Source organism: Amaricoccus solimangrovi, assembly GCF_006385685.1.
Classification (GTDB): domain Bacteria; phylum Pseudomonadota; class Alphaproteobacteria; order Rhodobacterales; family Rhodobacteraceae; genus Amaricoccus; species Amaricoccus solimangrovi.
In genome coordinates this window covers 1-25,324 of the sequence record NZ_VFRP01000030.1, presented here as the reverse complement: position 1 = coordinate 25,324, position 25,324 = coordinate 1, and the positions used below count along the sequence as shown (strand labels likewise).

Annotated in this window: 19 protein-coding genes, 1 tRNA gene and 1 pseudogene; 15 read left to right on the top strand and 6 right to left on the bottom strand. The window is 70.3% G+C overall.

Annotation, left to right across the window (positions count from 1 at the left end; all coding sequences use genetic code 11):
* Positions 1–22 precede the first annotated feature (22 nt).
* Entirely contained in the window at positions 23–1,387 is a 1,365-nt protein-coding gene (locus FJM51_RS19920; RefSeq protein WP_181164659.1) for a CapA family protein, read from the bottom strand.
* A 171-nt stretch (positions 1,388–1,558) separates the two neighbouring features.
* On the opposite strand from FJM51_RS19920, the gene selB reads away from it, so the two are divergent.
* Entirely contained in the window at positions 1,559–3,541 is a 1,983-nt protein-coding gene (selB, locus tag FJM51_RS19915) for a selenocysteine-specific translation elongation factor (protein WP_140455893.1), read from the top strand.
* A gap of 5 nt (positions 3,542–3,546) precedes the next feature.
* On the opposite strand, the gene FJM51_RS19910 is transcribed toward selB, so the two are convergent.
* Positions 3,547–4,794, bottom strand: a complete 1,248-nt coding sequence (locus FJM51_RS19910; protein ID WP_181164658.1) for a LysR family transcriptional regulator — start codon at positions 4,792–4,794, stop codon at positions 3,547–3,549.
* A 191-nt stretch (positions 4,795–4,985) separates the two neighbouring features.
* Between FJM51_RS19910 and FJM51_RS19905 the strand changes: the two genes are divergently transcribed.
* The 6 genes from FJM51_RS19905 to FJM51_RS19880 all read left to right on the top strand — a co-directional run bounded on the left by FJM51_RS19905 (position 4,986) and on the right by FJM51_RS19880 (position 12,712).
* Positions 4,986–6,176 carry a lactonase family protein gene (locus FJM51_RS19905; RefSeq protein WP_140455891.1) on the top strand — a complete coding sequence of 397 codons (1,191 nt, stop codon included), beginning with the start codon at positions 4,986–4,988 and terminating at the stop codon, positions 6,174–6,176.
* The gene (selA, locus tag FJM51_RS19900; RefSeq protein WP_140455890.1) at positions 6,169–7,572 is read left to right on the top strand and encodes an L-seryl-tRNA(Sec) selenium transferase; all 1,404 of its coding nucleotides are present in this window, start codon (positions 6,169–6,171) and stop codon (positions 7,570–7,572) included. The genes FJM51_RS19905 and selA overlap by 8 nt, the downstream gene beginning before the upstream one ends.
* Positions 7,569–8,771 carry a 3-oxoadipyl-CoA thiolase gene (pcaF, locus tag FJM51_RS19895; RefSeq protein WP_140455889.1) on the top strand — a complete coding sequence of 401 codons (1,203 nt, stop codon included), beginning with the start codon at positions 7,569–7,571 and terminating at the stop codon, positions 8,769–8,771. The genes selA and pcaF overlap by 4 nt, the downstream gene beginning before the upstream one ends.
* A 118-nt stretch (positions 8,772–8,889) precedes the next feature.
* Positions 8,890–9,852, top strand: coding sequence for a thioredoxin-disulfide reductase (gene trxB / locus FJM51_RS19890; protein WP_140455888.1), 963 nt, complete (start codon positions 8,890–8,892; stop codon positions 9,850–9,852).
* 10 nt (positions 9,853–9,862) lie between these two features.
* Positions 9,863–10,663 carry an enoyl-CoA hydratase/isomerase family protein gene (locus FJM51_RS19885; protein WP_140455887.1) on the top strand — a complete coding sequence of 267 codons (801 nt, stop codon included), beginning with the start codon at positions 9,863–9,865 and terminating at the stop codon, positions 10,661–10,663.
* A gap of 3 nt (positions 10,664–10,666) precedes the next feature.
* Positions 10,667–12,712, top strand: a complete 2,046-nt coding sequence (locus FJM51_RS19880; RefSeq protein ID WP_140455886.1) for a 3-hydroxyacyl-CoA dehydrogenase NAD-binding domain-containing protein — start codon at positions 10,667–10,669, stop codon at positions 12,710–12,712.
* A 15-nt stretch (positions 12,713–12,727) separates the two neighbouring features.
* On the opposite strand, the gene FJM51_RS19875 is transcribed toward FJM51_RS19880, so the two are convergent.
* On the bottom strand, positions 12,728–14,344 hold the full coding sequence (locus FJM51_RS19875) for an MFS transporter (RefSeq protein ID WP_140455885.1): 1,617 nt from the start codon (positions 14,342–14,344) through the stop codon (positions 12,728–12,730).
* A gap of 22 nt (positions 14,345–14,366) precedes the next feature.
* Positions 14,367–15,260: an NAD(P)/FAD-dependent oxidoreductase gene (locus FJM51_RS19870; protein ID WP_140455884.1), complete on the bottom strand. Its 894-nt coding sequence runs from the start codon at positions 15,258–15,260 to the stop codon at positions 14,367–14,369.
* Between the two features lie 181 nt (positions 15,261–15,441).
* Between FJM51_RS19870 and FJM51_RS23915 the strand changes: the two genes are divergently transcribed.
* Together FJM51_RS23915 and FJM51_RS19865 are read left to right on the top strand one after the other, a co-directional pair.
* Positions 15,442–15,535: transfer RNA gene (locus FJM51_RS23915), tRNA-Sec, on the top strand.
* Between the two features lie 22 nt (positions 15,536–15,557).
* The gene (locus FJM51_RS19865) at positions 15,558–16,460 is read left to right on the top strand and encodes an alpha/beta fold hydrolase (protein ID WP_140455883.1); all 903 of its coding nucleotides are present in this window, start codon (positions 15,558–15,560) and stop codon (positions 16,458–16,460) included.
* 55 nt (positions 16,461–16,515) lie between these two features.
* Here the strand turns inward: FJM51_RS19865 and FJM51_RS19860 are convergent, their stop codons facing one another.
* Complete coding sequence (locus tag FJM51_RS19860; protein ID WP_140455882.1) at positions 16,516–17,910, bottom strand: molybdopterin-dependent oxidoreductase; 1,395 nt, start codon at positions 17,908–17,910, stop codon at positions 16,516–16,518.
* Between the two features lie 214 nt (positions 17,911–18,124).
* Here FJM51_RS19860 and FJM51_RS19855 point away from each other — a divergent pair, with 214 nt between their 5' ends.
* The 6 genes from FJM51_RS19855 to FJM51_RS19830 all read left to right on the top strand — a co-directional run bounded on the left by FJM51_RS19855 (position 18,125) and on the right by FJM51_RS19830 (position 25,028).
* Positions 18,125–19,366, top strand: coding sequence for an FAS1-like dehydratase domain-containing protein (locus FJM51_RS19855; protein WP_140455881.1), 1,242 nt, complete (start codon positions 18,125–18,127; stop codon positions 19,364–19,366).
* Positions 19,367–19,368: 2 nt separating this feature from the next.
* Positions 19,369–20,550 carry a CaiB/BaiF CoA transferase family protein gene (locus FJM51_RS19850; RefSeq protein WP_140455880.1) on the top strand — a complete coding sequence of 394 codons (1,182 nt, stop codon included), beginning with the start codon at positions 19,369–19,371 and terminating at the stop codon, positions 20,548–20,550.
* An 11-nt stretch (positions 20,551–20,561) separates the two neighbouring features.
* Positions 20,562–21,767, top strand: a complete 1,206-nt coding sequence (locus FJM51_RS19845; protein ID WP_140455879.1) for a CaiB/BaiF CoA transferase family protein — start codon at positions 20,562–20,564, stop codon at positions 21,765–21,767.
* A 129-nt stretch (positions 21,768–21,896) separates the two neighbouring features.
* The gene (locus FJM51_RS19840; protein WP_181164657.1) at positions 21,897–23,024 is read left to right on the top strand and encodes an ABC transporter ATP-binding protein; all 1,128 of its coding nucleotides are present in this window, start codon (positions 21,897–21,899) and stop codon (positions 23,022–23,024) included.
* Between the two features lie 96 nt (positions 23,025–23,120).
* On the top strand, positions 23,121–24,230 hold the full coding sequence (locus FJM51_RS19835) for a transglutaminase-like domain-containing protein (RefSeq protein ID WP_140455877.1): 1,110 nt from the start codon (positions 23,121–23,123) through the stop codon (positions 24,228–24,230).
* Positions 24,231–24,284: 54 nt separating this feature from the next.
* Positions 24,285–25,028, top strand: coding sequence for a siderophore-interacting protein (locus FJM51_RS19830; RefSeq protein WP_140455876.1), 744 nt, complete (start codon positions 24,285–24,287; stop codon positions 25,026–25,028).
* Positions 25,029–25,122: 94 nt separating this feature from the next.
* On the opposite strand, the pseudogene FJM51_RS19825 reads toward FJM51_RS19830, so the two are convergent.
* Positions 25,123–25,324, bottom strand: a pseudogene (locus FJM51_RS19825) (IS110 family transposase); the annotation flags it as partial.

Below are 25,324 nucleotides of genomic sequence, written 5' to 3'. Positions count from 1 at the left end.
GTCATCACGCGGCGCGCACGGCTCAGCGCACCCGAGTCACGGCGCCGAGGCGAACGACTCCGACGCCGCTCTCGATCTCGACGTGCGTGCCGAACGGGGCGGAATACGCGGCGAAGTCGGCGAGGATCCGGGCCGCGTCCTCGGGCTCGGGCACGAGCGGGATGCCCATTTGCGAGATCGGCCGCTTCGCCCCGCCGAGGTCGGCGGGGTGGACGCGCACCTCCGTCAACTCTCCGCCGTCGAAATGGCAGGTGACGAGGATCGCGACGTGGCTTGCGGGGTTCTCGAGCTCGTTCTTCGTCTTCCAGTTCTCCATCACGTCGGAGCTCGCGCCATACTGGAGCCCGAACTGGAAGACGAAGTTGGAAAGGCCGTAGAAGATCGGCCGGCCCTTGTAGATCTCCATCCCCGCCAGCGCGTGCACGCCATGGCTCACGAACATGTCCGCGCCCGCGTCGATGCTGGCCCTGGCGATCTCGGCGAGGAAATTCGCCGGATGATGGTCGATCGCCTCCTTCATCCCCTTGACCTTGCCGAAGGCGAGCGTCGGATCGAACCGGCCGGTCTGGTGGGCGTGGATCGTGGCGATCAGGAAATCGGAATAGATCTTTCCGTTCCGCACGCTCGCGAGAATGGCGCCGCGGTCGGCGGGGTCGATGTCGAACTGGATCGCGCCCACGTCCTCGCCCGCCTGGTACCACTGGTCGAAGAAGCGCAGCCGCTCGGGCCGTCCGTCCGCCGCCGGCTCGCTCGCGCCGGGCCGTTCGCCATAGATCTCGTGCGCGAGGCGTTTCATCCGCTCGAGATGATCGGGCGAGACCACGTTGTAGCCGGTGACACGCAGCGGGTTCACGCCCGGCATCCCTCCGATGCTCCCGGTGCGCGCCGTCGCCTCCGTCCTCGCATAGGTCGGGCCGAAATGCCCGGTGTCGGCGATCGAGTAGAAGCTGACCAGGCCCACCCGCCCCTTGGGGGTTTCGCGGAACCGCGCGGCGCGCGCTTCCTGCAGGTTCGCGCCGGTCCCCGCGTGGGTGATCCCGAGCGCGTCGAGCGCGGCGTCGGTCGAGATCATCCCCGCGAGGCCGCAGTCGAAGGTGTGGTTGTTGGCGCGGCTCATCATCGTCACGCCCATGGCCCTGATCGACTCGCCCATCGCGAGCGGGGCCGCCGTGCCCGCCACCGCGCCTCCGGCGAAGCGGGGAAGGTCGATGAGGCTCGATTCCATGTTCGCGAACCCCACGTCGGCGGCGCGGAGGTGACCCACCAGCGCCTCGAAACGCGGGTCGGAGCGCCGGAGCGGCTCCGGCATGATGAGATCCCCGACCGCGGCCACGGTGAAGGGCGCGGTGATCTTCGTCGCGATCTCGACCGACATGTCGCGGGTCAATGGAGCCTCCTTCGCGCCTCTGTGCCATCGCGTGCTCGCCCCTGTCACTACGCCGTCCCGCTAGCCCCGCGACAGCGTGCATCACCAGAATCGAGCCCCGATCACGCCGCCGCCGATCCCTCCCCCTCAGCGACCGGTATAGGGTCGCGCGCTCACCGGGAGGGGGAAGGCATGCTCGTCGCGACGGCCGGACATATCGATCACGGCAAGACCACGCTGGTGCGCGCGCTGACCGGCGTCGAGACCGACCGCCTGCCCGAGGAGAAGTCCCGGGGCATCTCGATCGATCTCGGCTTCGCCTACTGGCGGCCGGAACCCGGGCTGACCATCGGCTTCGTCGACGTGCCCGGTCACGAGAAATTCGTGCGCAACATGCTCGCGGGCGTCACCCGCGTCGATCTGGCCCTTCTCGTGGTCGCCGCGGACGACGGCGTCATGCCGCAGACGCGCGAGCATCTGGCGATCCTCGATCTGCTCGGCGCGCCGCGCGCCGCGGTCGCGATCACCAAGACCGATCGCGTGGACGAGGGACGGGTCGCCGCCGTTCGCGACGAGGTCACGGCCCTGGTCGCCCGGACGGCGCTCGCCGGCGCGCCGGTCTTCGAGGTCGCGGCGACCGTCGGGGCGGGGGTGGAGCCGCTCGCGGCCTTTCTCGTCGAAGCGGCGCGCGCCGAGGCGCCGGCTCCCGACACGGGGAGGACCTTCCGGCTCGCCATCGACCGCGCCTTCTCGGTCACCGGAACCGGCACCGTCGTGACCGGGACGGCGCGGGACGCCGCGCTCGCCCCCGGTGCCCGGCTGATCCTCGCGCCCGAGGGGATCGAGGTCCGCGTCCGCGGGCTCCAGTCCGCCGGGGCGAGCGTCGCCGCGATCGAGCCCAGCCAGCGCGCCGCCATAGCCCTCGCCGGCCTCGATCTCGACCATGTCCATCGCGGCGACTGGCTCGTGGTTCCGGGCATGGATCAGCCGACCCGCCGCCTCGCCGCGCGCCTGCGCATCATTCCCGACGGCGAGGCGCTGCGCCACAACGGCTCCGTTCACCTCCATATCGGGACGGCGGCGATCCCCGCGCGCGTGCTGATCCCCGGCGGCGCGGCGATCGGACCGGGATCCTCGGCCCTCGTCCAGCTGGTGCTCGGCGAACCCACGCTCGCCGTGACGGGCGACCGCTTCGTGATCCGCGACCAGGCGGGCCGGACCACCCTCGGCGGGGGCGTCGTCGTCGACCCGGTCGTGAGCGGAGGACGTCGTCACGTGGCTCAGCGCGAACAGGTATGGGCGGCGCTCGAAAACGCCGATCCGGCCGCCGCGCTCGCCGCGCTGCTCGCGATCCCGGGGCACGAGGTCGACGTGCCGATGTTCGAGCGTCGCTTCAATCTCCGCGCCGATGCCGTCGCAGCGCTCGTTCGCGCGGCCGGCGCGGTCATCATGGGCAAGACCCGGGCGATCGACGCCGCCCGCGTCGAAGCCGCCCGCGCCGAGATCGTCGCGGCGGTCAAGACCTATCACCGCGACCACCCCGAGGCGAACGGCCTGCCCATCGCCGAACTCGACGCCCATCTCGCCACCCCGCTGTCGCCGGCCGCCCGCCAGGCGCTTCGCCGCGAGATGGTCGACCGGCGCGAGATCGCCTCCGGCGGATCCTACGCGCGCATGCCCGGACACATTCCGGCCCGCGGCAACGCCGATGTCGCGCTGTGGCACAAGGTTCTGGCCGCCGCCGACGCGCGCGGCGGCAAGCCGTTCACCACGGCGGAGATCGCGAAGGAGATCGACCTGCCCGAGACCGAGACCCGCGGCCTCTTCGCGCGCATGCGCGGGACCGGCGACATCTGGCGCGTCGGCGCCGAGCGTATGCTTCCCCGCGCCGAGGTTGCCCGCCTCGCCGACGTCGCCGCGTCCCTGACCGAGCGGAAGGGCGAGGCCGGCTTCACCGCCGCCGACATGCGCGACGCCGCGGGAATCGGCCGCAACCTCGTCATCGAGGTGCTCGAGTTCTTCGACCGGGTAGGAGTGACCCGCCGCCGCGGCGATGCCCGCGCCGTCCAGGCAAACCACGGAGTGATCCTGCGCCGCGCGGCCGAGCTCGAGCGCGGCCTGTCCGATCTCGCCTTCGCGGCGAGAACCCCGGCCCGGAGACGGTCACGGCGATGAGGCCGTCAGTCGGGCACGAGCAACTCCATCCGCCGGGGATCGGCCGTCGCCTGCTCGCGGATCGCATCGAGCACCGCGAGCGCGGCCGGCGACAGCATGGCGCCCTCGCGCGTCATCAGCGCGACCTCCCGCTCCGTCCCGCGCAACGCGACCGGCACCTCGAGGAAGAGCCCCGAGCGCAGCTCGTAGCTCAGCTGCCGGGGAGATGCGATCGCCAGCATGTCGCTCGAAAGCAGGAGCTGGCGCATGACCTGAAGGTCGGCCGATTCGACCGAGGCGACCGGCGGCTCCAGCCCCTCGAGCCGGAAGGCCTCCTCGATCAGGCGATGACTGAGCGAGTTCGACCAGGGGAGCACCCAGCGTTCCGCGCCGAGATCAGCGAGCGTGATCGCGCCGCGCTCGAAGATCGGATGGCCCGCGCGGGCGATCACCCGGAGCCCTTCGAGGAAGAGCGGCTCGACGCTCAGACCCTGTCGCTGGCTCTCGTCGCGCGGAACGCCGAGAACGGCGTCGATCTCGCCGCTCCGGAGATCGGTGACGAGTTGCTCAAAGTGATTCTCGATCGTCGTCACGCGGATGCCCGGGTAGCGCTCCAGCGTCGCGGCGATCGCCATCGGCAGCACATAGGTCCGCCCGAGCGGAAGCGTCCCCGCCACCACGCTGCCCGCGAGGCTGCCCGACAGCATCGATATTTCCGAGAGCATGTGCCGGAGTTCGGCGAACACCCGCTTCGCACGCATCACCAAGCCGTCGGCCATCTCGGTCGCGATCATCCCGTGCATTCCGCGGTGAAAGAGCGGCTCGCCGACCGCCGCCTCGATCCGCGACAGCGCCATGCTCGCGCCCGACTGGCTGATGTCGAGGCGGGCCGCCGCGGTCGATATCTTGCGGCTGTCGGCGAGATGGATCAGCAGCCTGAGCTTGCGGCCGTTGAACAGGAAATGGCTGATCGCGCTGGGAGAGGGGGGTGTCCCCTGGCTCCTCGGCGTGGCGAGGTCCTCCGCCGCCTGTCCGAGCTCCGCCTCGATCCGGCGGCTCCGCGCCAGCACGACGTCGCCGTAGGCGTTCGGCAGGATGCCGCGCGAATTGCGCTCGAGCAGCTGGACGCCGACGACCTTCTCGAGCTCCATGATCGACCGGGTGATCGCCGAGGGCGACTTGTAGAGCTGCTTGGCCGCGCCGGCGATGCTCTGCGCGTCGGCGGCGAAGAGGAACATTCGCAGGTTCTGAAGCTGGTCGCCCAGATCCAGCAACGAAGCTCCACGCCCGGTGGGTGCGTGATTGTCCATTGGCCTCCCCCGAGAGGAGATCTGACGGACAGGGAATACGCTGTCAATTCGAAGACCTCCTCGCCGGGTGGGTTTTTCGCTCGACATGTTGAACAAGATTGTCTAACAAAATTGCAAGCGCTGACAGCAAGTCAGCGGACAGGGTAGGGACGCGCATGGGGATTTCACAGCCATTGCTGTGCGTCGGCAACCGGCGCAAGGGTCCTTCTTCCTGGGAGAAGGCTTCTCCGGGCCGCCACGGGCTCGACATTCACCGCTTCGACCCGGACACCGGCGAGCTGGAGCCGATCGGCGCGGCGGCCGGGGAAGTCAGCGTCGGCGCGATCACCTGGGACGCCGAACGCCACCTGCTCTACGTCGTCCACGAGGCATTGACGCTGCCCGGCCACCATCTCGGAGGCGGGGGACAGGTCATCGCCTTCCACCTGGACATGGACTCGGGCGGGATTTCCGAAGCGTCGCGACAGCCGAGCTTCGGCACGCTGCCCGCCTACACCGCCCTTTCGGCGGAGGGCGACTATCTTCTGCTCGCCAATCACACCGGCCATACGCCGGTGACCCGCGCCGAGCGCGGCGACGATGGCCGCTTCCGCGTCGTGCTCGACTATGACGAAGCGGCGACGGTCCTTTTCCCGCTCGACGGGGCCGGCGCCATCGAGCCTCCCTCTGACCTGTTCCGCCACGAGGGGCATGGCGCGCTTCCGGCGCAGACCCACCCGCAGCTCCATTCGGTCGTGCGCGCTCCCGACCGGGATCTGTTCGTGGTCTGCGACAAGGGGGCCGACCGACTCCACCTTTTCGGCATCGACCGCGCGGCCGGCGCGCTCGAGCGGAAGGCGAGCCTGCCCGCGCCACCGGGCAGTTCGCCGCGCTATTGCGTGTTCCATCCCGCGCGACCGCTTCTCTACGTCAATTTCGAGACCGCCCCGATCCTCCACCTCTACCGGGTGGGCGACGACGCTCTGGATCTCGTCCAGGAAACGCGGCTCCCGGAGCACGCGGAGGGGATGCAGTCCGACCTGATCCTCCACCCCGACGGGCGCTTCCTCTACACCCTCGTCCGGGGCGCGGAGGTCGTGGCCATCCACGCCGTCGCCGAGGACGGGACCCTGCGCCCGCTCGCCACCCAGCCGCTCGGCGTCGGCAACGCCAGGGGCGCGGCCATTTCGCCCGATGGCCGTCACTTCCTCGTCGCCGCGGTCACCAGCCGGGAGGTGCGCGTGTTCCCCCTCGGGGCGGACGGCCTGCTGCGCGGCGAGGGCCGAAGCTACCCGCATCCCGCGCCGGGCTGCCTGACCTTCGCCGTGGCGGCGAATACCGGGAAGGGAGGAGCCTCCGGTGTCTGACCTTCGCACGCTTCCCTCCGTCGACGAGGCGCTGCGCACGCCGACGGGCCAGTCGCTCATCGCGCGCCACGGCCAGGCGGCGACGCGCCGCGCGATCCGGACCGAGCTCGACGCGCTGCGCCTGCGGCTGCGGGGCGGCGAGCCCGGACCGGCGCGCGTCGATGCCGGCCTCTTCGTCGCGGAGGCCGCGGGCGCGGCGCTCGCCGGGGCCGAGCGGTCCGGGGCGCGCCGCGTCTTCAACCTGACGGGCACGGTGCTCCACACCAATCTCGGGCGGGCGCTCTACGCCGAGGCGGCGGTCGAGGCGGCCACCACGGCCATGCGCCACCCGCTGTCGCTCGAATACGATCTCGATGCCGGCCGGCGCGGCCAGCGCGACGAGCCGGCGCAGCGGCTGGTCGCCGAGATCACTGGGGCCGAGGACGCCTGCGTCGTCAACAACAACGCCTCCGCCGTGCTGCTCGTGCTCGCCGCGCTCGCCCAGGGACGCGAGACCATCGTCTCGCGCGGCGAGCTGATCGAGATCGGCGGCTCGTTCCGGATGCCGGACGTGATGGCGAGCGCGGGCACGCGGCTGCGCGAGGTCGGCACCACCAACCGGACCCATCCGCGCGATTACCGGGCCGCGATCGGACCGGAAACGGCGCTGATCCTGAAGGTCCACACCTCGAACTACCGCGTCATGGGCTTCACCACCGAGGTCGCGGGGGCCGAGCTCGCGGCGATCGCACGGAACGCGGGGCTCCCGCTCGTCGACGACCTCGGCTCCGGCGTGCTCGTGGATCTCTCGCGCTGGGGCGTCGCGCGCGAGCGCACGGTTCAGGAGGCGCTGGCCGACGGCGCGGATCTCGTCACCTTCTCCGGCGACAAGCTGCTCGGTGGGCCGCAGGCGGGGTTCATCGCCGGCCGCCGCGATCTGGTCCGGGCCTGCGCCGCCCACCCGCTCAAGCGCGCGCTGCGGCTCGACAAGGTGCGCCTCGCCGCGCTGGAAGCGACCCTGCGCCTTTACCGCCATACCGAGCGGCTCGCCGAGACACTGCCGACGATCCGGACCTTCGCGCGGACGGTCGCGGAGCTCCGCGCCCTCGCCGAGGACCTGCGGCCGAGCCTCGCCGCCGCGCTCGGCGCCGAGGTCGCGGTCGTCGACACCGAGGCGCAGGTCGGCTCGGGCGCGCTGCCGCTCGAAACCTTCGAGAGCGTCGCGCTCCGTGCTCCCGCGCCAGGCGGCCGCGCCGAGCGTCTGGCGAGCGCGCTGCGCCGGCTGCCGATCCCCGTGATCGGGCGGATCGAACGCGACGCGGTCGTGCTGGATCTGCGCTGCCTCGACGACGCGGAGGCTTTCCGCGCCCAGCTTCTCGAACTCACCACTATCTTCCCGGAGGTCGACCTGTCATGACCGATGCCTTCATCTGCGACTATGTCCGCACGCCGATCGGCCGCTTCGGCGGCGCTCTCGCCCCCGTGCGCGCCGACGATCTCGGCGCCGTGCCGCTCAGGGCGCTGATGGAGCGCCATTCCGGGCTGGACTGGGAAGGGGTGGACGAGGTGGTCTTCGGCTGCGCCAACCAGGCCGGCGAGGACAACCGCAACGTGGCGCGGATGTCGCTCCTGCTCGCGGGGTTGCCGGTGACCGTACCCGGAACCACCATCAACCGACTGTGCGGCTCCGGCATGGACGCCGTGATGACCGCCGCCCGCGCGATTCGCGCGGGAGAGGCGGAGCTCGTGATCGCGGGCGGCGTCGAGAGCATGTCGCGCGCACCGTTCGTGATGCCCAAAGCCGAGAGCGCCTATTCCCGCGCCAACGAGATCCATGACACCACGATCGGCTGGCGGTTCGTCAACCCGCTGATGAAGGCGCAGTACGGCGTCGATTCCATGCCGGAGACCGGCGAGAACGTCGCCGAGGAATTCCAGGTGTCCCGCGCCGATCAGGACGCCTTCGCGGCGCGCTCGCAGAACAAGGCGGCCGCCGCGCAGGAGAACGGACGCCTCGCGCGCGAGATCACCGCCGTGACGATTCCCCAGCGCAAGGGCGACCCGAAGATCGTCGACCGCGACGAGCACCCGCGCGCCACGACGATCGAGACGCTCGCGAAGCTGCGGGCGCCGTTTCGCGAGGGCGGGAGCGTCACGGCGGGCAATGCGAGCGGCGTCAACGACGGCGCCGCGGCGCTGATCATCGCCTCGGCGGCGGCGGCCGAGCGCCACGGCCTCACGCCGGTCGCGCGCATCCTCGGTGGCGCGACCGCCGGCGTTCCGCCCCGGATCATGGGGATCGGACCCGCGCCCGCCTCCGAGAAGCTGATGGCGCGGCTCGGCCTCAAGCCGCATGATTTCGATGTCATCGAGCTCAACGAGGCCTTCGCGAGCCAGGGGCTCGCGACGCTGCGCCGTCTGGGCGTCGCGGACGACGATCCGAGGGTGAACCCGAATGGCGGCGCGATCGCGCTCGGTCATCCGCTCGGCATGTCGGGGGCGCGGATCACCGGAACCGCGGCGCTCCAGCTGTCGCTGACGGGCGGGCGGCGCTCCCTGTCGACGATGTGCATCGGCGTCGGCCAGGGGATCGCCATCGCGCTGGAGCGCGCCTGACCCATCACGCGAAGGCAGCGCCGCGCCACGAACCGGAAATTGCGGCTTCGCCGCCGCGGATTAAGTTGGCGCCGAACCGCCGCGCGATTTCGCGGCCCAGATTTTCAACGAGGCATCCATGACCACTCGCCATTCCCGCCTGATCATCCTCGGCTCCGGCCCGGCAGGCCACACCGCCGCGATCTACGCCGCCCGCGCCAACCTCCAGCCGCTCGTCATCACCGGCCTCGAGAGCGGGGGCCAGCTCATGACCACGACCGATGTCGACAACTGGCCGGCGGACGCGGACGGCGTGCAGGGGCCCGACCTGATGGAGCGTTTCCAGCGCCACGGCGAGCGGTTCGGCGTCGAATACGCGCTCGACCACATCTCGGAGGCGAAGCTGTCGGAGCGGCCGTTGCGCCTCGTCGGCGATTACGGCGAATACACCTGCGACGCGCTGATCATCGCGACCGGCGCCTCGGCGCAGTATCTCGGCCTGCCCTCGGAGCAGGCGATGATGGGCAAGGGCGTCTCGGCCTGCGCCACCTGCGACGGCTTCTTCTTCAAGGACCAGGACGTCGCGGTGGTGGGCGGCGGCAACACCGCCGTCGAGGAGGCGCTCTATCTCGCCAACATCGCCAACCACGTGACGCTGGTGCATCGGCGCGACTCGCTGCGCGGCGAGAAGATCCTGCACGACAAGCTCTTCGAGAAGGCGAAGGCCGGCAAGGTGACGCTGAAGTGGAACCGCACCGTCGACGAGGTGCTCGGCGACGAGGGCGGCGTTACCGGGCTGCGCCTCGCCGACGTTGCGAACGGCGGAACCGAGGACGTGACGCTGAAGGGCGTCTTCATCGCCATCGGCCACAAGCCGAACACCGACCTTTTCGCGGGGCAGGTCGAGATGGAGAACGGCTACATCATCACTCAAGGCGGGCGGCGCGGCAATGCTACCCAGACCAGCATTCCGGGCGTCTTCGCCGCCGGCGACGTCCAGGACCACATCTACCGCCAGGCGGTAACCAGCGCCGGTTCGGGCTGCGAGGCGGCGCTCGACGCCGAACGCTACCTCGACGGCATCGCGGCCGCCGTTCTTTAAGGAGCCTGCCATGGAAAGCGGACTGGTCGAACTCGAGATCGCGGATGGCGTCGCCACCCTGTTCCTCAACCGCCCCGACAAGCGCAACGCGCTGAACGACGCCCTGCGCGCCGATCTGGTGCACGGGCTCGAGCGCGTCGCCCGCGACGGGTGCGTGCGCGCGCTCGTCCTCGCGGGTCGCGGCAAGAGCTTCTGCGCCGGCGGCGACGTCGCCGGGATGGAGAAGCGGCTGCGCGAGCCGCTCGGCACCGTCGGCTTCGCCGGCTGGCGGCGCCAGCAGCAGGTGCATCACGCGCAGGTCCTGCTGCACACGCTCTCGGTCCCGACCATCGCCGCGGTCCATGGCCCGGCCGCCGGCCTCGGCGCCGACACGGCGCTCGCCTGCGACTTCGTCTTCGCCGCGAAGGACGCGGCCTTCTCCTGGGGCTACATCAAGCGCGGGCTGATCCCGGACGGCGGCGGCATGTACTTCCTGCCGCGGCGGATCGGGCTCGCGAAGGCGAAGGAACTGATCTTCACCGGGCGCCAGGTCGCCGCCGATGAGGCGGTCTCGCTCGGGATCGCCGATCGCCTCTGCGACGACCACGTTGCGGAGGCGCGGGCCTTCGCCGCCGAGATCGCGGCGAATTCGCCGACCGCGCTCGCGCTCGGAAAATCCATCCTCGACCAAAGCTTCGAACTGAGCCTCGAGGACGTCTTCGCCAAGGGCAGCGCCGCGCAGGGCATATGCTACACGAGCGAGGAGCACCAGGCCTCGGTCCGCGCCTTCGCCGCGGCCGCGGAGGCCCGGCGCGCCAAGGCGGGAGCATAAGGGGTGGCCGACGTAGTGCGGGTCGAACCCGAGGGCGACGTCGCGGTCGTGGTGATCGACAATCCGCCGATCAACGCGAGTTCGCTCAGCGTGCGCGCCGGCATTCTCGCGGCGGTCGAAGCCGCCGCTGCGGATCCCGCGGTCAACGCGGTCGTGCTGATCGGCGCGGGGTCCACCTTCATCGCGGGGGCGGACCTGAAAGAGTTCGGCCAGCCGCTCGCCGATCCGCAGAACCCGGCCGTGATCGCCGCGATCGAGGCCTGTGCGAAGCCGGTGGTCGCCGCGCTGCATGGCGCGGCGCTCGGCGGCGGCTTCGAGATCGCGCTCGGCTGCGATGCCCGCGTCGCCCTCGCGGAGACCAAGGTCGGGCTCCCCGAAGTCACGCTCGGGATCATCCCGGGCGCGGGCGGCACGCAGCGGCTGCCGCGCTTGACCGGGATCCCGAAGGCGGTCGAACTCGTCTGCAAGGGCGCGCGGATCGGCACCGAGGAGGCGCTGGCGCTCGGGATGATCGACGCGGTCGCGCCGGCGGAGCTGCGCGCGGCGGCCGTCGCCCATGCGCGCGCCATGATCGGGAAGAACCGGCTCCGCGACCGGCCGGTGCCCGACGCGTCCCCCGAGGCGATCGAGGCCGCCGCCGCCGCCGCGCTCAAGGCGGGCCGCGGCCGGCCGGCGGTGCGCGCGGCCATCGCGGCCATCACCGTCGCGGCGGAGACGCCGATCGACGAGGGGCTGGCGGCCGAGCGCGCCGCGTTCCAGGAATTGCGGACCTCGCGCGAGGCGCGGGCGCTGCGCCACCAGTTCTTCGCGGAGCGCGAGGCGGCGAAGTTGCCCGGGCTTGACGCGAAGCCGCGGCCCCTCGCGAGGGTAGCCGTGCTGGGCGCGGGCACCATGGGCACCGGAATCGCGATCTCCTCGCTCGACGCGGGGCTGCCGGTGACGCTCGTCGAGCAGGACGCGGCCGCGCTCGACCGCGGGCGGGCGCGGATCAGCGACTTCTACGCGGGGCGGGTCGCCAGGGGCGCGCTGACGGCGGAGGCGGCCGCCGCGCGTGAGGGGCGGCTTACCCCGACGCTCGACTGGGACAGCCTCGGCGAGGTCGATCTCGTCATCGAGGCGGTCTTCGAGGACCTCGACGTGAAGCGCGAGGTCTTCAAGCGTCTCGACGCGGTCGCCCGCCCAGGCGCGGTGCTCGCCTCCAACACCTCCTATCTCGACCTCGACGCGATCGCCGCCGCGACGAGCCGTCCCGAGGACGTGGTCGGCCTGCACTTCTTCAGCCCGGCGAACGTCATGCGCCTGCTCGAAGTCGTGCGGGGCGCGAAGACCGCGCCGGACACGCTCGCGACCGGGCTCGCGCTCGGGCGCAGGCTCGGCAAGGTCTCCGTGGTGTCGGGGAACGCCTTCGGCTTCATCGGCAACCGGATCTACGCGGCCTACCGCCGCCAGTGCGAGTTCCTGCTCGAGGAGGGCGCCTCGCCGGCCGAGGTCGACGCCGCGCTCGAGGGCTTCGGCTTCGCTATGGGCCCGTTCGCGGTCGGGGACATGTCGGGCCTCGACATCGCCTGGCGCATGCGCCAGAGCACCGCGGCGAGCCGCGATCCGTCGCACCGTTACGTGACGATCCCCGACCGGCTCTGCGAGGCCGGGCGCCTCGGCCGGAAGACCGGCGCAGGCTATTACCGCTACGAGGACGGCAAGCGCCAGCCGGATCCCGCCACGGTGGCGATCATCGACGCCGCGCGGGCGGAGAAGGGCATCGTGCCCCGGGCGATCGCGGCCGAGGAGATCGTCGAGCGCGCGCTGCTCGCGATGGTGAACGAGGCATGCCTGCTGCTCGGCGAGGGCGTCGCCCCGCGCGCCAGCGACGTCGACGTGGTGCTGACCAACGGCTACGGCTTCCCGAAATGGGAAGGGGGTCCGGTGTTCTGGGCGACCGAGCGCGGCGCTGCCATGGTCGCCCGCAATCTCGACCGGCTCGAGGAGGCGAGCGGGGCCGGCTTCCAGCGCGGCGATCTGGCTGCGATCTTCGCCGCGGAGCCCGTCTGAGGCGTCCCCCGCGGATCAGTGGTCGGCGAGGCCGGTCCAGTCGGGCGCCGGCCTGCCGGGCTGGCGCTCGATCTCGTGACGGATCGTCGGCGCCTGCCCGCCGTGCAGCGCCTTGAGCCTGTCCGAAAGCTCCGCGTCCGCCTGCGTGCGGCGGCTGTGGAACCGCTGGGTGTCGAGCCAGGTCGGTGTCTGGTAGCGCTCGGTCCAGATCTCGGAATCGTCCATGTCACGCGCGAGGCTCCAGGCGCGCGCGCCATCCCGCGCCCGGCTGCGCCGCCGCTCGGCCATGATCCGAAGAAAGGCGTCGATGTCCTCCGGCGCGATCCGGTACTCGATGGAGGTCAGGATCGGCCCGCTGCGCGGCCGCAGGTCCGCCGCGCCCCTTGGCGCGACCCAGCGGCCCGACGGATCGAGGCCGAGCGGTCCGAGTTCGCGCAGGCGAAGCCCTAGGCCGAGGCCCGCGCCGAAGACGAGGACCGCCGCCGCGGCGAGGAGCGACGTCGGTATCCCGTAGCTCGCGGCGAGCATTCCCCAGACCCAGCTTCCGAGCGCGTTCCCGCCGAAGGAGGCGGCCTGGTAAAGCGCGTGCGCCCGGCTCACGACCCAGCGCGGCGAGGTCATCTGCACCGTCGTGTTGAACGTCGAGAGCGTCAGCAACCAGCTCGCCCCGGCACAGGCCGACGCCAGGATGCTGAGCGGCGCGACGCTGCTCGTCGCGATCACCGCCACCGCCACGGCGAAGGCGAGAAATCCGGTCCTGACCAGCCATTCGAGCGACATCATGTGGCGCAGACGCGCCCCGGCGAGGGCGCCGATCACCGCCCCAACCCCGAAGCCGCCGAGCAGGATGCCGTAGGTGCGGGGGCCGCCCTCGACCAGATCGCGGGCGACGAGCGGCAGCAGCGCCATGACCGAGATCGCGGCGAAGTTGAAGACCGCGCCGCGGACCATGACGACGAGCAGATGCGGCGACATGGCGACGTAGCGGATGCCCGCGAGCATGGCGCTGCCGACCCGCTCCGGCGGCAGATCGGACGCGGAGGCGGTTGTCCCGCGGCCCAGCATCACGACGATCATGCCGATGTTGCTGACCGCGTTGACCGCGAAGGCGGCGAAGGCGCCGACGGAGGCGACGATCGCGCCCCCGATGGCCGGCCCGACGCTGCGCGCGAGGTTGAAGCCGACGCTGTTCGCGGCGATCGCCTCCGGCAGGTCTTCGCGCGGCATGAACTCGGTGACGTAGGTCTGCCAGGCCGGATTGTTCAGCGCCTTGCCGCTGCCGATCAGGAAGGTGAAGCAGAGCAGCATCCACGGATTGACCCATCCCGCCCAGGACAGGAAGGCGAGCACCGACGAGATCACCAGCAGGAAGGACTGCGATACGAGGATCATCGTCCGCCGGCCGAAGTTGTCGGCCATCGCGCCCGCGGCGAGCGAGAAGAGCATCGTCGGAAGCGCCACGCTGGTCTGGACGAGCGCCACCATCTCCGGCGATCCGCCGATCGAGGTCATGAGCCACGATGCCCCGACCATCTGGATCAGCCAGCCGAAATTCGCCATCAGGCCGGTGAGCCAGTAGGCGAGATAGAGCCGGTTGCGGAACGGCGCGAGCGGCGAGACGGCGTCGGTCACGTCACGGAGCTTCCCTGCGAGGTCATGCGATCCCGGCCACGGCGCGGGCGGCGTCATCGGCCGCGTCGGTCAGGAGGCCGCCGAAGCCCGCCCGGACGGCGCCGATGGCGAAGAGCCCGGGCAGGGTGGCGCGGCCAGCCGCGTCCGCGAGCACGGCGCCGCTCGCGTCGCGCTCGACCTCTCCTGGAAGGAATCCGCTGACCGGGTCGAGGCCGACGAACACGAAGACACCGGCGCAGGGTAGCGTCTCCTCGCCCAACCCGTTCGCGACCCGCACGCCCGTCACGCCGCTCGCATCACCGACGACCTCGCGGACCTCCGTGCCGGTGATCACGCTGATCTTCGGCTCCCGGGCCACGCGCTCCACGAGGTCGGTGCGCGCCCGGGGCGCCGCCCCGCGCAGCAGGATCTTCACGCTCTCGGCGTAATGGGTGAGCGCGAGGGCTTCCTGAAACGCGGAATCCCCGCCTCCGACCACGACGCAGGTGGCGCCGCCATACATCGGGCCGTCGCAATCGGCGCATTCCGAGACGCCGCGGCCGAAGAATTCCTCCTCGCCCGGCACGCCGAGCTTGCGCAGGCGCGCCCCCGAGGCCACGATGACGTTCTTCGCGCCCAGCTCGCCCTCGTCGGTGCGAACCTTCCAGCCGGTCCCGTTCCGCTCGACGGCGGCGACCGGGCTCGATATGGTCTCGATGCCGCGATCCATGTTCTCCATCGCGATCGTGCTGGTCAGATCGCCGCCGCCCTCCGCGCCGGCATCGGGCGAAGGCTCGAGTTCGTTGATGCTCATCACCAGCCCGCCCGCGAACATCGCCTCGACATTGGCGGTGCTGAGGCCCCGCTCGGCGGCGAGCCTGGCGGCCATCAGCCCCGCGTAGCCCTGACCGATCACGACGACATCGAAATTCCGCATCCTCTTGCCTCCCCGATCTCACCCGCGCCCCCTTGGGCGCCTTGGCAGGATCAATAGAGGCTAGGCCCGCGTCCCGCCGCATCGGCTTCGTGAAGGGGCGCTCGAACTCTGTGATAACCCAGCCCGCGGCGCCGCTGGCCGCGTTGACAGCGCGGACACCCTCGCGCTACCGCTCGTTCCCGGAAGAGCAACGTCCCCGGTGGGGCGCCCGGACTTCAAATCCGGTGGGAGGCGCCTCGCGTCTCCGGTAGGTTCGACTCCTTCCTCTTCCGCCACCCATGTCCCGGAGTGACCGCCATGGACGCGCTCTCGGCCCTGATGCCCGGTTTCGACATCCGCCGCGTCGACGCTGGGGAGGTGACGATCCGGGCGGCCGTCGCCGGCGAGGGACCGCCGGTGCTGCTGCTGCACGGACATCCGCAGACGCTCGTCGTCTGGCGCAAGGTCGCGCCGCGGCTCGTCGCGGCGGGGTACACGGTGGTCGCGGCCGATCTCCGCGGCTACGGAGACAGCGACAAGCCCGCCGGCGGTCCAGACAACCTCGACTATTCGAAACGCGCGATGGCCCGCGATCAGGTCGCGCTGATGCGGGAGCTCGGCTTCGACCGGTTCGCGGTGGTCGGACACGATCGTGGAGGTCGCGTCGCCCACCGGATGGCCCTCGACCATCCGGAGGCGGTCGAGCGTCTCGTCGTCGTCGATATCGCTCCGACGGCGACGATGTACGCGCGCACCGACAAGGCTTTCGCGACCCGCTATTTCTGGTGGTTCTTCCTGATCCAGCCGTTCGATCTGCCCGAGCGGATGATCGGATATGACCCGGAGTACTTCCTCCGGCGACACTTGGCCGGGCAGTCGGCGACGCCGGGCGCCGTCGAACCCGAGGCCTTCGCCGAGTACCTGCGCTGCTACCGTGATCCGAGGACCATCCACGCGATCTGCGAGGACTATCGCGCCGCGGCCGGGATCGACCTGGTCCACGACGCCGCCGACGCGGAAGCCCGCGTCACCGCGCCGCTGCTCGCGCTCTGGGGCGCGCTCGGGGTCGTCGGCCAGTCCTACGACGTGCTTGGGACCTGGCGCGAGAAGGCGCTCGACGTCGCGGGCGCCGCGCTCCCCTGCGGACACGCGGTCCCCGAGGAGGCGCCGGGTCCGTTCACGGATGCCGTGCTCGCCTTTCTGCGGCGCGGAAACGTATGAGCCGTCCGCCGATCGGCGGGCGGGGCGGCGGGATGGATGCCCGCCGCCGGGCCGGTCAGGCGAACCGCGCCTTGAAGATCGGAATCGCGCCATAGTCGTAGCCGCCCTTGTTGTAGGGCACGGATACCGGCTGGACCCCGCCGTTCCGGTCCGTCACGCGGGTCTCGATCAGGTACTCGCCCGGCAGCGGCGCGAACGGGAGCTCGAAACGGACCCAGGAATAGCGGTTCGGCTCCACGTCGATGATCCGCGCCGCCTGCCACTCGCCGCCGTTCACCCGCGCGTCCACGCGCTCGACGCCGTACCGGGGCGCCCAGGCATAGCCGCGCAGCGTCTGGGGACCGGCGGGCATCGCAGGCCATTCGCCCCGGGCCAGCGGATAGTTGCCCGGCATGTCGGGCTGCCGTTCGAGCACGAGGGGGATGGTCAGCATGGAGCGGGCCACGTGCCAGGTCACCGGAACCCCCACCACGTCCTTCGGCGTGACGAAGCGGAACTCGTCGTCGGGCGCGGGGATCGGCGGCGTATAATCGGGGCCGATGTTGGAATGCCCGAGCGTGTTCAGCCGCACCCAGAAGTCGTGCGAGGCGATCTTGATCTCGGTCAGCCACTTGGTCGAGGCGCCGCCGCACCAGCCCGGCACCAGCGCGCGGACCGGCGCTCCGTGGTCGGGAGGCAGGGGCATGCCGTTCATCTTGAACGCGAGGCCGATGTCATCGCCCCGCTCGATCAGCTCGCGGACCGGGAGTGGGCGCCCGGTGTCGGACTCGGTGTTCGGGGCCTTGCCGTCTACCCCGGACCAGAAGAGGCACGCCTTGGCGTTCGGCCTCAGCCCGACGAGCCCGAGGATGTGGCTCATCGGGACGTACTGCCATTCCGCCATCCCGACGCCGCCAAGCCCCCAGCCGTTGCCGCCAACCTTGGTGGGCTCGGCGGTCATGCCCTCCTGCTCCCAGAACAGCGTTCGCCCGTTTCCGGCGCATTGCATGACGCTCATGATCGAGCGGGACGGCATGCGGAGCAGGTCGTCGTAGGTAATTTCCAGCGGGCGCTCGACCGCGTCGCCGTGGATCCTGAGCCGCCAGTGGCGCGGGTCGACGCGCCGGTCGATCTCGGCGCGCGGCGTCGGATACTCGTTGCGGATGTAGAACTGTTCGACCGGGGTGATGTAGGTGTCGAAGTTCCACCAGGCACCGCCCTGGTTGGTCTTGTTGAGGTCCGTCAGCAGTCCCACGTCCTTGACGAAGGACGGGTGAAGCCGCGTCGGGCCGCGCCCGCCCTCGGCGATCGTGAGCGGCGCTTCCGCCGCTTCGGCGGCCCAGCCAGTGGCGCCCGCCGCGACCGCGCCGGCGGCCAGACTGGCGGCGCCGACGAAGAACCGTCGCCGACCCGGCGACCTCGGCTCCGCCGCGACTCCGGACCGCGTTTCGATAACATGACGGTTGGCCATGGCGTCCTCCTTCTTGGATGGGATGGGTCTTAGCCGGACGGGACGAACCCGCGCGTTCCGCGATGGTTAGGTGTCGGTGCGGATTTGTGAGCATGGGCGCGTCCGCGCATCCGGCGGGTTGACGAATCATTAGGCACATCGGTATTGTTAGACAATATTGATCAACACAGAGCGCCCAAGGCACAGGCGCCGAGCATCCGAGGGGAGGCGCATCATGAACGTCCAGGCGCAGGATCGCGATTGGGACCACCTGTCCGACGGTGAGTGGAACGAGCGCCTCGACAAGCTGATCGCGCAGTTCAACGAAGGCCGCGGCGAGCTCAAGCTGCCGGTTCCCGTCCACGACATCATGGACAACGAGTACGAGCGCGGCGTGCTGAACGCGCTCGTCACCGAGGATCTGATCCGCCACTTCGCCGACGCGATCGGCGACCCGAATCCGATCTGGCGCAACCGGACCTATGCGCAGAGCACGCGCTGGGGCGGCATCATCGCGCCGCCCCTCTACGAGAGCTGCATCGCCTTCGGATCGTCCTTTGGCGGGCGCCTGCGCGTGCCCGGCGTCGGCCGCCTCGCCGCCGGCAACAAGCACGAATACTTCGCGCCGTTCCGCCCGGGCGACGAGTTCCACGTCTACGACAAGTACGCGGGCTTCGAGGAGAAGAAGGTCGAGGGCAAGCCCTACCGGATGTTCATCGAGAGCGTGCCGCGCTACTTCGTCAACCAGCGCGACGAGACGATCGCAGTCGCCACGGGGCGCAACATCTACCTCGCGACGCCGCCCTCGAAGCGCAAGGCCAAGGAAGGCGGCAAGGAATCGAAGGTCGGCGCCAAGTACGCGGGCAAGGACTACCGGAAGTATTCCGAGGCGGAGCTCAAGGAGATCCACGACGACTTCGACGCCCAGCTCGCCGGCACCAAGCGCCGCGGCGCGAAGATCCGCTACTGGGAGGACGTCGTCGAGGGCGAGGAACTGCCGACGATCGCCAAGGGCATCTACGATGTCTGCGACAGCTCGGCCCGGACGGTGGTCTCCTGCTACGTCTACGCCTTCGCGATCAAGTGGGCCGCGATGCGGGGCCACCTGCAGACCCACCCGATCGACCCGCTGACCGGCGAGCACCGCTTCCGCCGCGACTGGCACTATTCCGACCGGGCCGCGCAGATGTTCGGCTCGCCGCTCGCCAACGCCGGCGGCATCCACAACGAGATGATGCTGGTGCATCCCGTCACCGACTGGATGGGCGACGACGGCTTCGTGGTGTCGATGGACAGCCAAGACCGCCGCTTCAACTTCTTCGGCGACTCGACCTGGGTGAAGGGCAGCGTCGCGCGCAAGTTCACCGACGACCAGGGCAGGCGCCTCGTCGAGCTCGACGTCAGGGCGGTGAACCAGGACGGCGACACGCACACGCAGGCGAAGGTGCACGTGAAGCTGCCGTCGAAGGCGGACTGACCATGGATACGCTCAACGTCAAGGTCATCGAGCTCGCCGATTTCGTCGCCGGGCCCTACTGCGGCAAGCTTCTCGCGGACTTCGGCGCGGACGTGATCAAGATCGAACGGCCGGGTCGCGGCGACGACGCGCGCCACCTCGGACCGTTCAAGGACGACGTGCCGAACCCGGAAGCCTCGGGGACCTTTCTCTACCTCAACACGGGCAAGCGCTCGGTCGAGCTCGACATCGAGACGGACGAGGGTCGGGACACGCTGCGCGCGCTGCTCCGCGACGCGGACGTGCTGATCGAGGACCAAATGCCGGGCGAGCTCGCGAAGCTCGGCCTCGGCTACGAGGATCTGCGGGCGCTGAACCCGAACCTGATCGTGACCTCGATCACGCCCTTCGGGCAGGTCGGGCCGTACAGGGACTACAAGGCGCGCCACCTCAACCTCTACCACGCGAGCGGGCAGGGCTACCTGCTGCCGATGTGGGCGATCAATCTCGACGTGCCGCCCTGCCAGGGGCCGGGGTATCTCGGCTTCTTCGACGGCGGCATGGCCGGCGCGACGGCGACGCTGGCCGCGCTCTTCTGGCGCGACGCCAGTGGTACCGGACAGCACATCGACGTGTCCATCCAGCACGCGATGATGGCGCTCGAGCGGTCCCAGCTCCGGCGGTTCATCGACGACGGTGTCAGCCCGAACCGGACCGGCAAGGGCCGCCTGCTCGAGAGCCTTGTCCAGTGCTCGGACGGCGAGTTCGCAGTGGTCATCCTGTCCTCGCAGCAGCAGTGGCTCGGGCTTTGGCGCGCGATGGGGGAGCCGGAATGGGGCATGAAGCCCCCGTTCGATACCCAGAAGGGCCGGTCCGACAACTACGCCGAACTCCGGGCGCGCCTGAACGAATGGGCCGGCACCGTGACGCAGGACGAGCTCTTCCACGCGATCCAGCGTGAAGGCTCGGCGGCGGCGCCGATCCTGACGGCCGAGGGTGTCTTCAAGCTGGCGCAGTTCCGCGAACGCGGCCATTTCGTCACCATCGATCATCCGGTGGCGGGCCCGCTCGAATACATCGGCCAGCCGACCCGGCCGGTGGGCATTGACTTGCCGGCGAAGCGGCGCGCGCCGCTGCTCGGGGAGCATACCGAGGAGGTGCTCGCCCAACTTCGTGACCGCGCCCCGGCGCGCCAGTCCGTCTGAGGGAGGGGATCATGGACGCACTTCAGGGCATCCGCGTCATCGATTTCGGCCACGTTCTCGCCGGGCCGTGGTGCACGATGCAGCTCGCCTCGCTCGGCGCGGAGGTGATCAAGGTCGAGACCCGCTCCCGACCGGACGAGCAGCGCGCGCAGCACGGGCATGGCGCCGCGGACAATCTCGAGGCCAATTCGAACTTCTTCGAGGTCAACCTCGGCAAGAAGAGCGTCACGCTCAACCTGACCACCGAGCAGGGGCGGGACCTCGCGAAACGGCTCGTCGCGACCGCGGACATCGTGCTCGAGAACATGCGCCCGGGCGTGATGACGAAGCTCGGCCTCGACTACGACGCGCTCGTGAAGGTGAAGCCCGATCTGATCATGCTGTCGCTCTCGGGCTTCGGGGCGACCGGGCCGCTGCGGCGCTACGCCGCCTACAACCCGTGCTTCACCAGCGTCGGCGGCGTCTCGCACCTGACCGGCTATGCCGAGAAGAAGCCGAACACGATGACGAACTCGGGCGGCGACGCCCGCGCGGGCACCGCGGCCGTCTTCGCCGCGCTCGTCGCGCTCAGGTTCCGCCAGCAGACCGGCAAGGGCTCCTACATCGACTCGTCGTCCTGCGAGGTCATCAACTCGATGATCGGCGACCAGATGATGGACTTCGCGATGAACGGCCGCTCCCCGAAGCGCCACGGCAACGCGGATCCCAGGATGGCGCCGCACGGCGTCTACCGCTGCGCCGGCAAGGACGAGTGGGTCTCGATCGCCGTCGGCGACGAGGAGGAGTGGCGCGGCCTCGTCCGCGCGCTCGGTACGCCGGACTGGACCGCCGAGCCGGGCTTCGCGACGGCCCCGGACCGCAAGGCGAACGAGGCGGCGCTCGACGCCCGCATCTCGGCCTGGACGGCGGACAAGACCTATGTGGAGGCCATGCGCCTGCTCCAGGCGGAGGGCGTGCCCGCCACGCCGTCGTTCAAGGCCGAGGATCTCTTCAATGACCCCCACGTCCTCGCCCGCGGGCAGGTGGAGGAGGTCGATCACCCGGTACTCGGGCGGCGCAGGACGATAACGGCGCCGTACCGCTTCTCCGAAACCCCGACGCGGATCCGCGGCTCGGCGCCCTTCATCGGGGCCGACAACGCGGAGATCCTCGGGGGCGGCCTCGGACTGTCGCAGGAGGAGATGGATCGATTGGCGGCGGAGAAGGTCGTCTATTGATCGGCATGCCCGCCGATCCGGAATCGGAGAGCGGTTACAAAGAAGAGGGAGGAAGCAAGGATGGCGATCGCAGCTGAAACGACGGTTACCGTGCTTCCGCAACGGCAATCCGCCAGCACGGAGTCCCGCATGACCACCGCAGACATCCCGCCAGCCGCGGCCCAGGACCGGAAGGTCATGGTAAGCATCCGCGATCTGAGCAAGGCCTACGGCGCGGTGCACGCGCTCAAGGGCGTCGACATCGACATCTACGAGGGCGAGGTTCTCGTGCTCCTCGGGCCGTCGGGCTGCGGCAAGACGACTCTGCTGCGCTCCGTCGCGGGACTTGAGCAGCCGACGACCGGCACCATCACGGTGCGCGGCCAGACGGTTTTTTCCTCCGAGCACAACCTCTCCCTGCCGCCCGAGAAGCGCAATCTCAGCATGGTTTTCCAGTCCTACGCGCTCTGGCCGCACATGACGGTCGCCGACAATGTCGGCTATCCGCTGCGCGTCTCCAAGGTGCCCGAGGCGGAGGTCCGCGAGCGCGTCCGGAAGATCCTCGACCTTACCGGGCTCCAGCAGCACGCGCTGAAGTACCCCGGCCAGATGAGCGGCGGCCAGCAGCAGCGCGTCGCGCTCGCCCGCGCACTGGTTGCGAACGATGGGCTCATCCTTTTCGACGAGCCGCTCTCCAACCTCGACGCCAAGGTGCGCGAGCGCCTTCGCGACGAGCTCATCGCGATGCAGCGGCGCTTCGGCTTCACGGCCATCTACGTCACCCACGACCAGGTCGAGGCCGCGGCGCTCGCGGACCGCATCGCGGTGATGCAGGTGGGCGAGGTCGCGCAGCTTGGCGAGCCGGAGGCGATCTTCAACGAGCCGCATTCCCGATACGTCGCGGATTTCGTCGGCTGCGTGAACGAGCTTAGCGGCACCGTCGCGGGCTGGGAGGGCAACCATCTCGCGGTCGACACCCCGGTCGGACGCCTTCTCGGCACGGTCGCGGACGCGCCAACGGCGACGGGCGCGCCCGTCAAGGTCATGTTCCGCCCGGAACATGGCCAGCTGCGCGACGGACCCGTGAACGGCCCGAACAGCTTCGCGGCCAGCGTCGAACAGCGCGTCTTCCTCGGCAGCCACGTCGAATACCGGCTGAGGATCGGCGAGGGCTATCTCGCCGCCCGCTCGATGTCTGCCGCGCGCATGGAGGACGGGCGCGGCGTGACCGTGAGCGTCGATCCGGATGTCGTGCGCGTGTTCCAGGACGCCGGCTGACGATCACTGTTTTTGAGCGCGGACTGACAGCCTGACAATGGCGCGCGCGGGGGCGCGCGCCTATGGTACCCGACATCATCGGGGAGGAGCATTTCCATGACCTATTCCAGCCGTCGCGGCTTTCTGAAGCTCGGCCTTCTCGCCGGGGTCGCATCCGCGTTGCCCGGCATCCTCCGCGCGGAGGGCGCTCGGGTCTACGCGCCCGCGCGCACGGCCTGGCGGACGTTCGAGCTCAGGACGACGATCGTCCCGCCCGCCGGTCAGGGCGCGACGCAGGTCTGGCTGCCGCTGCCCGATCTCGCCACGGACTGGCAGAGGACGCGCGACGACCGCTGGTCCGGGAACGCGATGAAGACGGAGATCGTGACGGATCCGGCCTCCGGCGCCCGCATGCTTCGCGCCTCCTTCGCCGCCGACGAGGCGGCGCCCACGCTCACGCTGATCAGCACGGTCGAGACCCGCGATCGCGTGATCGACTGGTCCGCGAACACTCCCGCCCAGGAAGATCCCGCCGTTCTTCGGGCCGCGCTCGCTCCGAGCCGGATGAAGCCGCTCGACGGGGTGGTTCTCAAAACCGCGCGCTCGATCACCGCCGGGGCGACCACCGACGTCGAGAAGGTGCGGGCAATCTACGACTGGATCGTCGCGACCTGCCATCGCGAGCCTTCCGTTCCCGGCTGCGGGCCGGGCGATATCGCCGCCGTCCTGACCCAGACCGGCTACGCCGGCAAATGCGCCGATCTCAACGGACTCTTCGTCGGGCTCGCCCGCGCGTCGGGAGTTCCGGCGCGCGATGTCTACGGGGTTCGCGTCGCTCCTTCGGCGTTCGACTACAAGCAGCTCGGTGGTACCCCCGAGAAGCTTTCCGGCGCCCAGCATTGCCGCGCCGAGGTCTGGCTCGAAGATTACGGCTGGGTCGCGATGGACCCCGCCGACGTGCTCAAGGTCATGCGTCAGGAGCGCGAGGACTGGATCAAGGACCGGGAGAACCCGCTGATCGCCCCGGTGGACGCCGCGCTGTTCGGAAACTGGGAAGGCAACTGGATCGCCTACAACACCGCGAGCGACGTGATCCTGCCCGGATCGTCCGCCGGCCCGCTGCCGTTTCTCATGTATCCTCAGGGAGAGAACCGCGCCGGACGCTTCGACGAGCTTGCCGCGGACACGTTCTCGTACAAGATCACGGCCGAGGAAGTCGGAGCGTGATCGATCCGGCGCCATCGGGGTGCCGGGCGGAGCAGTCCCTCGTGAGAGGCGCGCATGAAGCATGAAATCGTCCGGCTCCGTCACGCGACGCGGCGACGCCGGCTGACCGTTCGGACGGTCAGCCTCGTTACCCCCGGAATGGTCCGCGTGGTGCTCGAAGGTCCGGAGCTCGAGGGCTTCGCCAGCGCGGGCTTCGACGATCACGTGAAGCTCTTCCTGCCGGGAGAAGCGGAGCCGCTGCGGCGCGACTACACGCCACGCCGCCATGACGCGGAGGCGGGAACCCTGGCGCTCGATTTCGCCATCCACGAGGCCGGTCCCGCGACCCGCTGGGCGATGGAGGCGAAGCTTGGCGATGGGCTCGAGATCGGCGGGCCGCGGGGCTCCGTCGTCGTCTCGGACAGCTTCGACTGGTGGCTCATGATCGGAGACGAGACCGCGCTTCCCGCGATCGGCCGCCGGGTCGAGGAGGCCGCTCCCGGCGCGCGTCTGCTGACGCTCGTCGCCGTGACCGGCCCGGAGGAGGAGCAGCGCTTCGACACGGCCGGAGACCATCGGGCGCACTGGGTGCACCGGCCGGAGGAGCGCGCGGCCGACCCGGAGCCGCTGCTCGATGCGCTGGCTAAGCTCGACTGGCCGGAGGGCGAGGGCTTCGTCTGGATCGCGGCCGAGGCGGGGGTGACCAAGGCGTTGCGGGCACACGTGCTCGACATCCGCGGTCATCCCAAGCAGTGGCTTCGGGCCAGCGGATACTGGCTCGCCGAGGTCGCCGACGCGCATGTAAGGACTGAGGTTTGAGAGGCGGGCCCGAGGAGGGCGGCGGCGGAAGGTCAATGTGACCCTCGGCAGGGCCTTCCAACGCCGGGGTCAGGCGCTAGAATATCCGTGTTGGTCAAGCCAGCGTTGGCGTCCATATCCGCTGATCGCGCAACAATGCGTTCGCAACGATGAGGAGCTTTCGCATGACGGCGGTGATCGCGACCTTCGCCGGTTTTCCTGCTGCAAGGAGTCTGTCGTGCACCGCCTTCAGGTTCGGGTTGAAACGTGCGGCGACGAGGGCCGGCATATACAGCGCCTCGCGCACGAGGGCGCGC

Excerpts from the sequence above, each read along its gene's own strand:
- selB (WP_140455893.1), top strand. The coding sequence starts at position 1,559 with ATGCTCGTCGCGACGGCCGGACATATCGATCACGGCAAGACCACGCTG.
- FJM51_RS19905 (WP_140455891.1), top strand. The coding sequence starts at position 4,986 with ATGGGGATTTCACAGCCATTGCTGTGCGTCGGCAACCGGCGCAAGGGT.
- pcaF (WP_140455889.1), top strand. The coding sequence starts at position 7,569 with ATGACCGATGCCTTCATCTGCGACTATGTCCGCACGCCGATCGGCCGC.
- trxB (WP_140455888.1), top strand. The coding sequence starts at position 8,890 with ATGACCACTCGCCATTCCCGCCTGATCATCCTCGGCTCCGGCCCGGCA.
- FJM51_RS19885 (WP_140455887.1), top strand. The coding sequence starts at position 9,863 with ATGGAAAGCGGACTGGTCGAACTCGAGATCGCGGATGGCGTCGCCACC.
- FJM51_RS19870 (WP_140455884.1), bottom strand. The coding sequence starts at position 15,260 with ATGCGGAATTTCGATGTCGTCGTGATCGGTCAGGGCTACGCGGGGCTG.
- FJM51_RS19865 (WP_140455883.1), top strand. The coding sequence starts at position 15,558 with ATGGACGCGCTCTCGGCCCTGATGCCCGGTTTCGACATCCGCCGCGTC.
- FJM51_RS19860 (WP_140455882.1), bottom strand. The coding sequence starts at position 17,910 with ATGGCCAACCGTCATGTTATCGAAACGCGGTCCGGAGTCGCGGCGGAG.
- FJM51_RS19855 (WP_140455881.1), top strand. The coding sequence starts at position 18,125 with ATGAACGTCCAGGCGCAGGATCGCGATTGGGACCACCTGTCCGACGGT.
- FJM51_RS19850 (WP_140455880.1), top strand. The coding sequence starts at position 19,369 with ATGGATACGCTCAACGTCAAGGTCATCGAGCTCGCCGATTTCGTCGCC.
- FJM51_RS19845 (WP_140455879.1), top strand. The coding sequence starts at position 20,562 with ATGGACGCACTTCAGGGCATCCGCGTCATCGATTTCGGCCACGTTCTC.
- FJM51_RS19840 (WP_181164657.1), top strand. The coding sequence starts at position 21,897 with ATGACCACCGCAGACATCCCGCCAGCCGCGGCCCAGGACCGGAAGGTC.
- FJM51_RS19835 (WP_140455877.1), top strand. The coding sequence starts at position 23,121 with ATGACCTATTCCAGCCGTCGCGGCTTTCTGAAGCTCGGCCTTCTCGCC.
- FJM51_RS19830 (WP_140455876.1), top strand. The coding sequence starts at position 24,285 with ATGAAGCATGAAATCGTCCGGCTCCGTCACGCGACGCGGCGACGCCGG.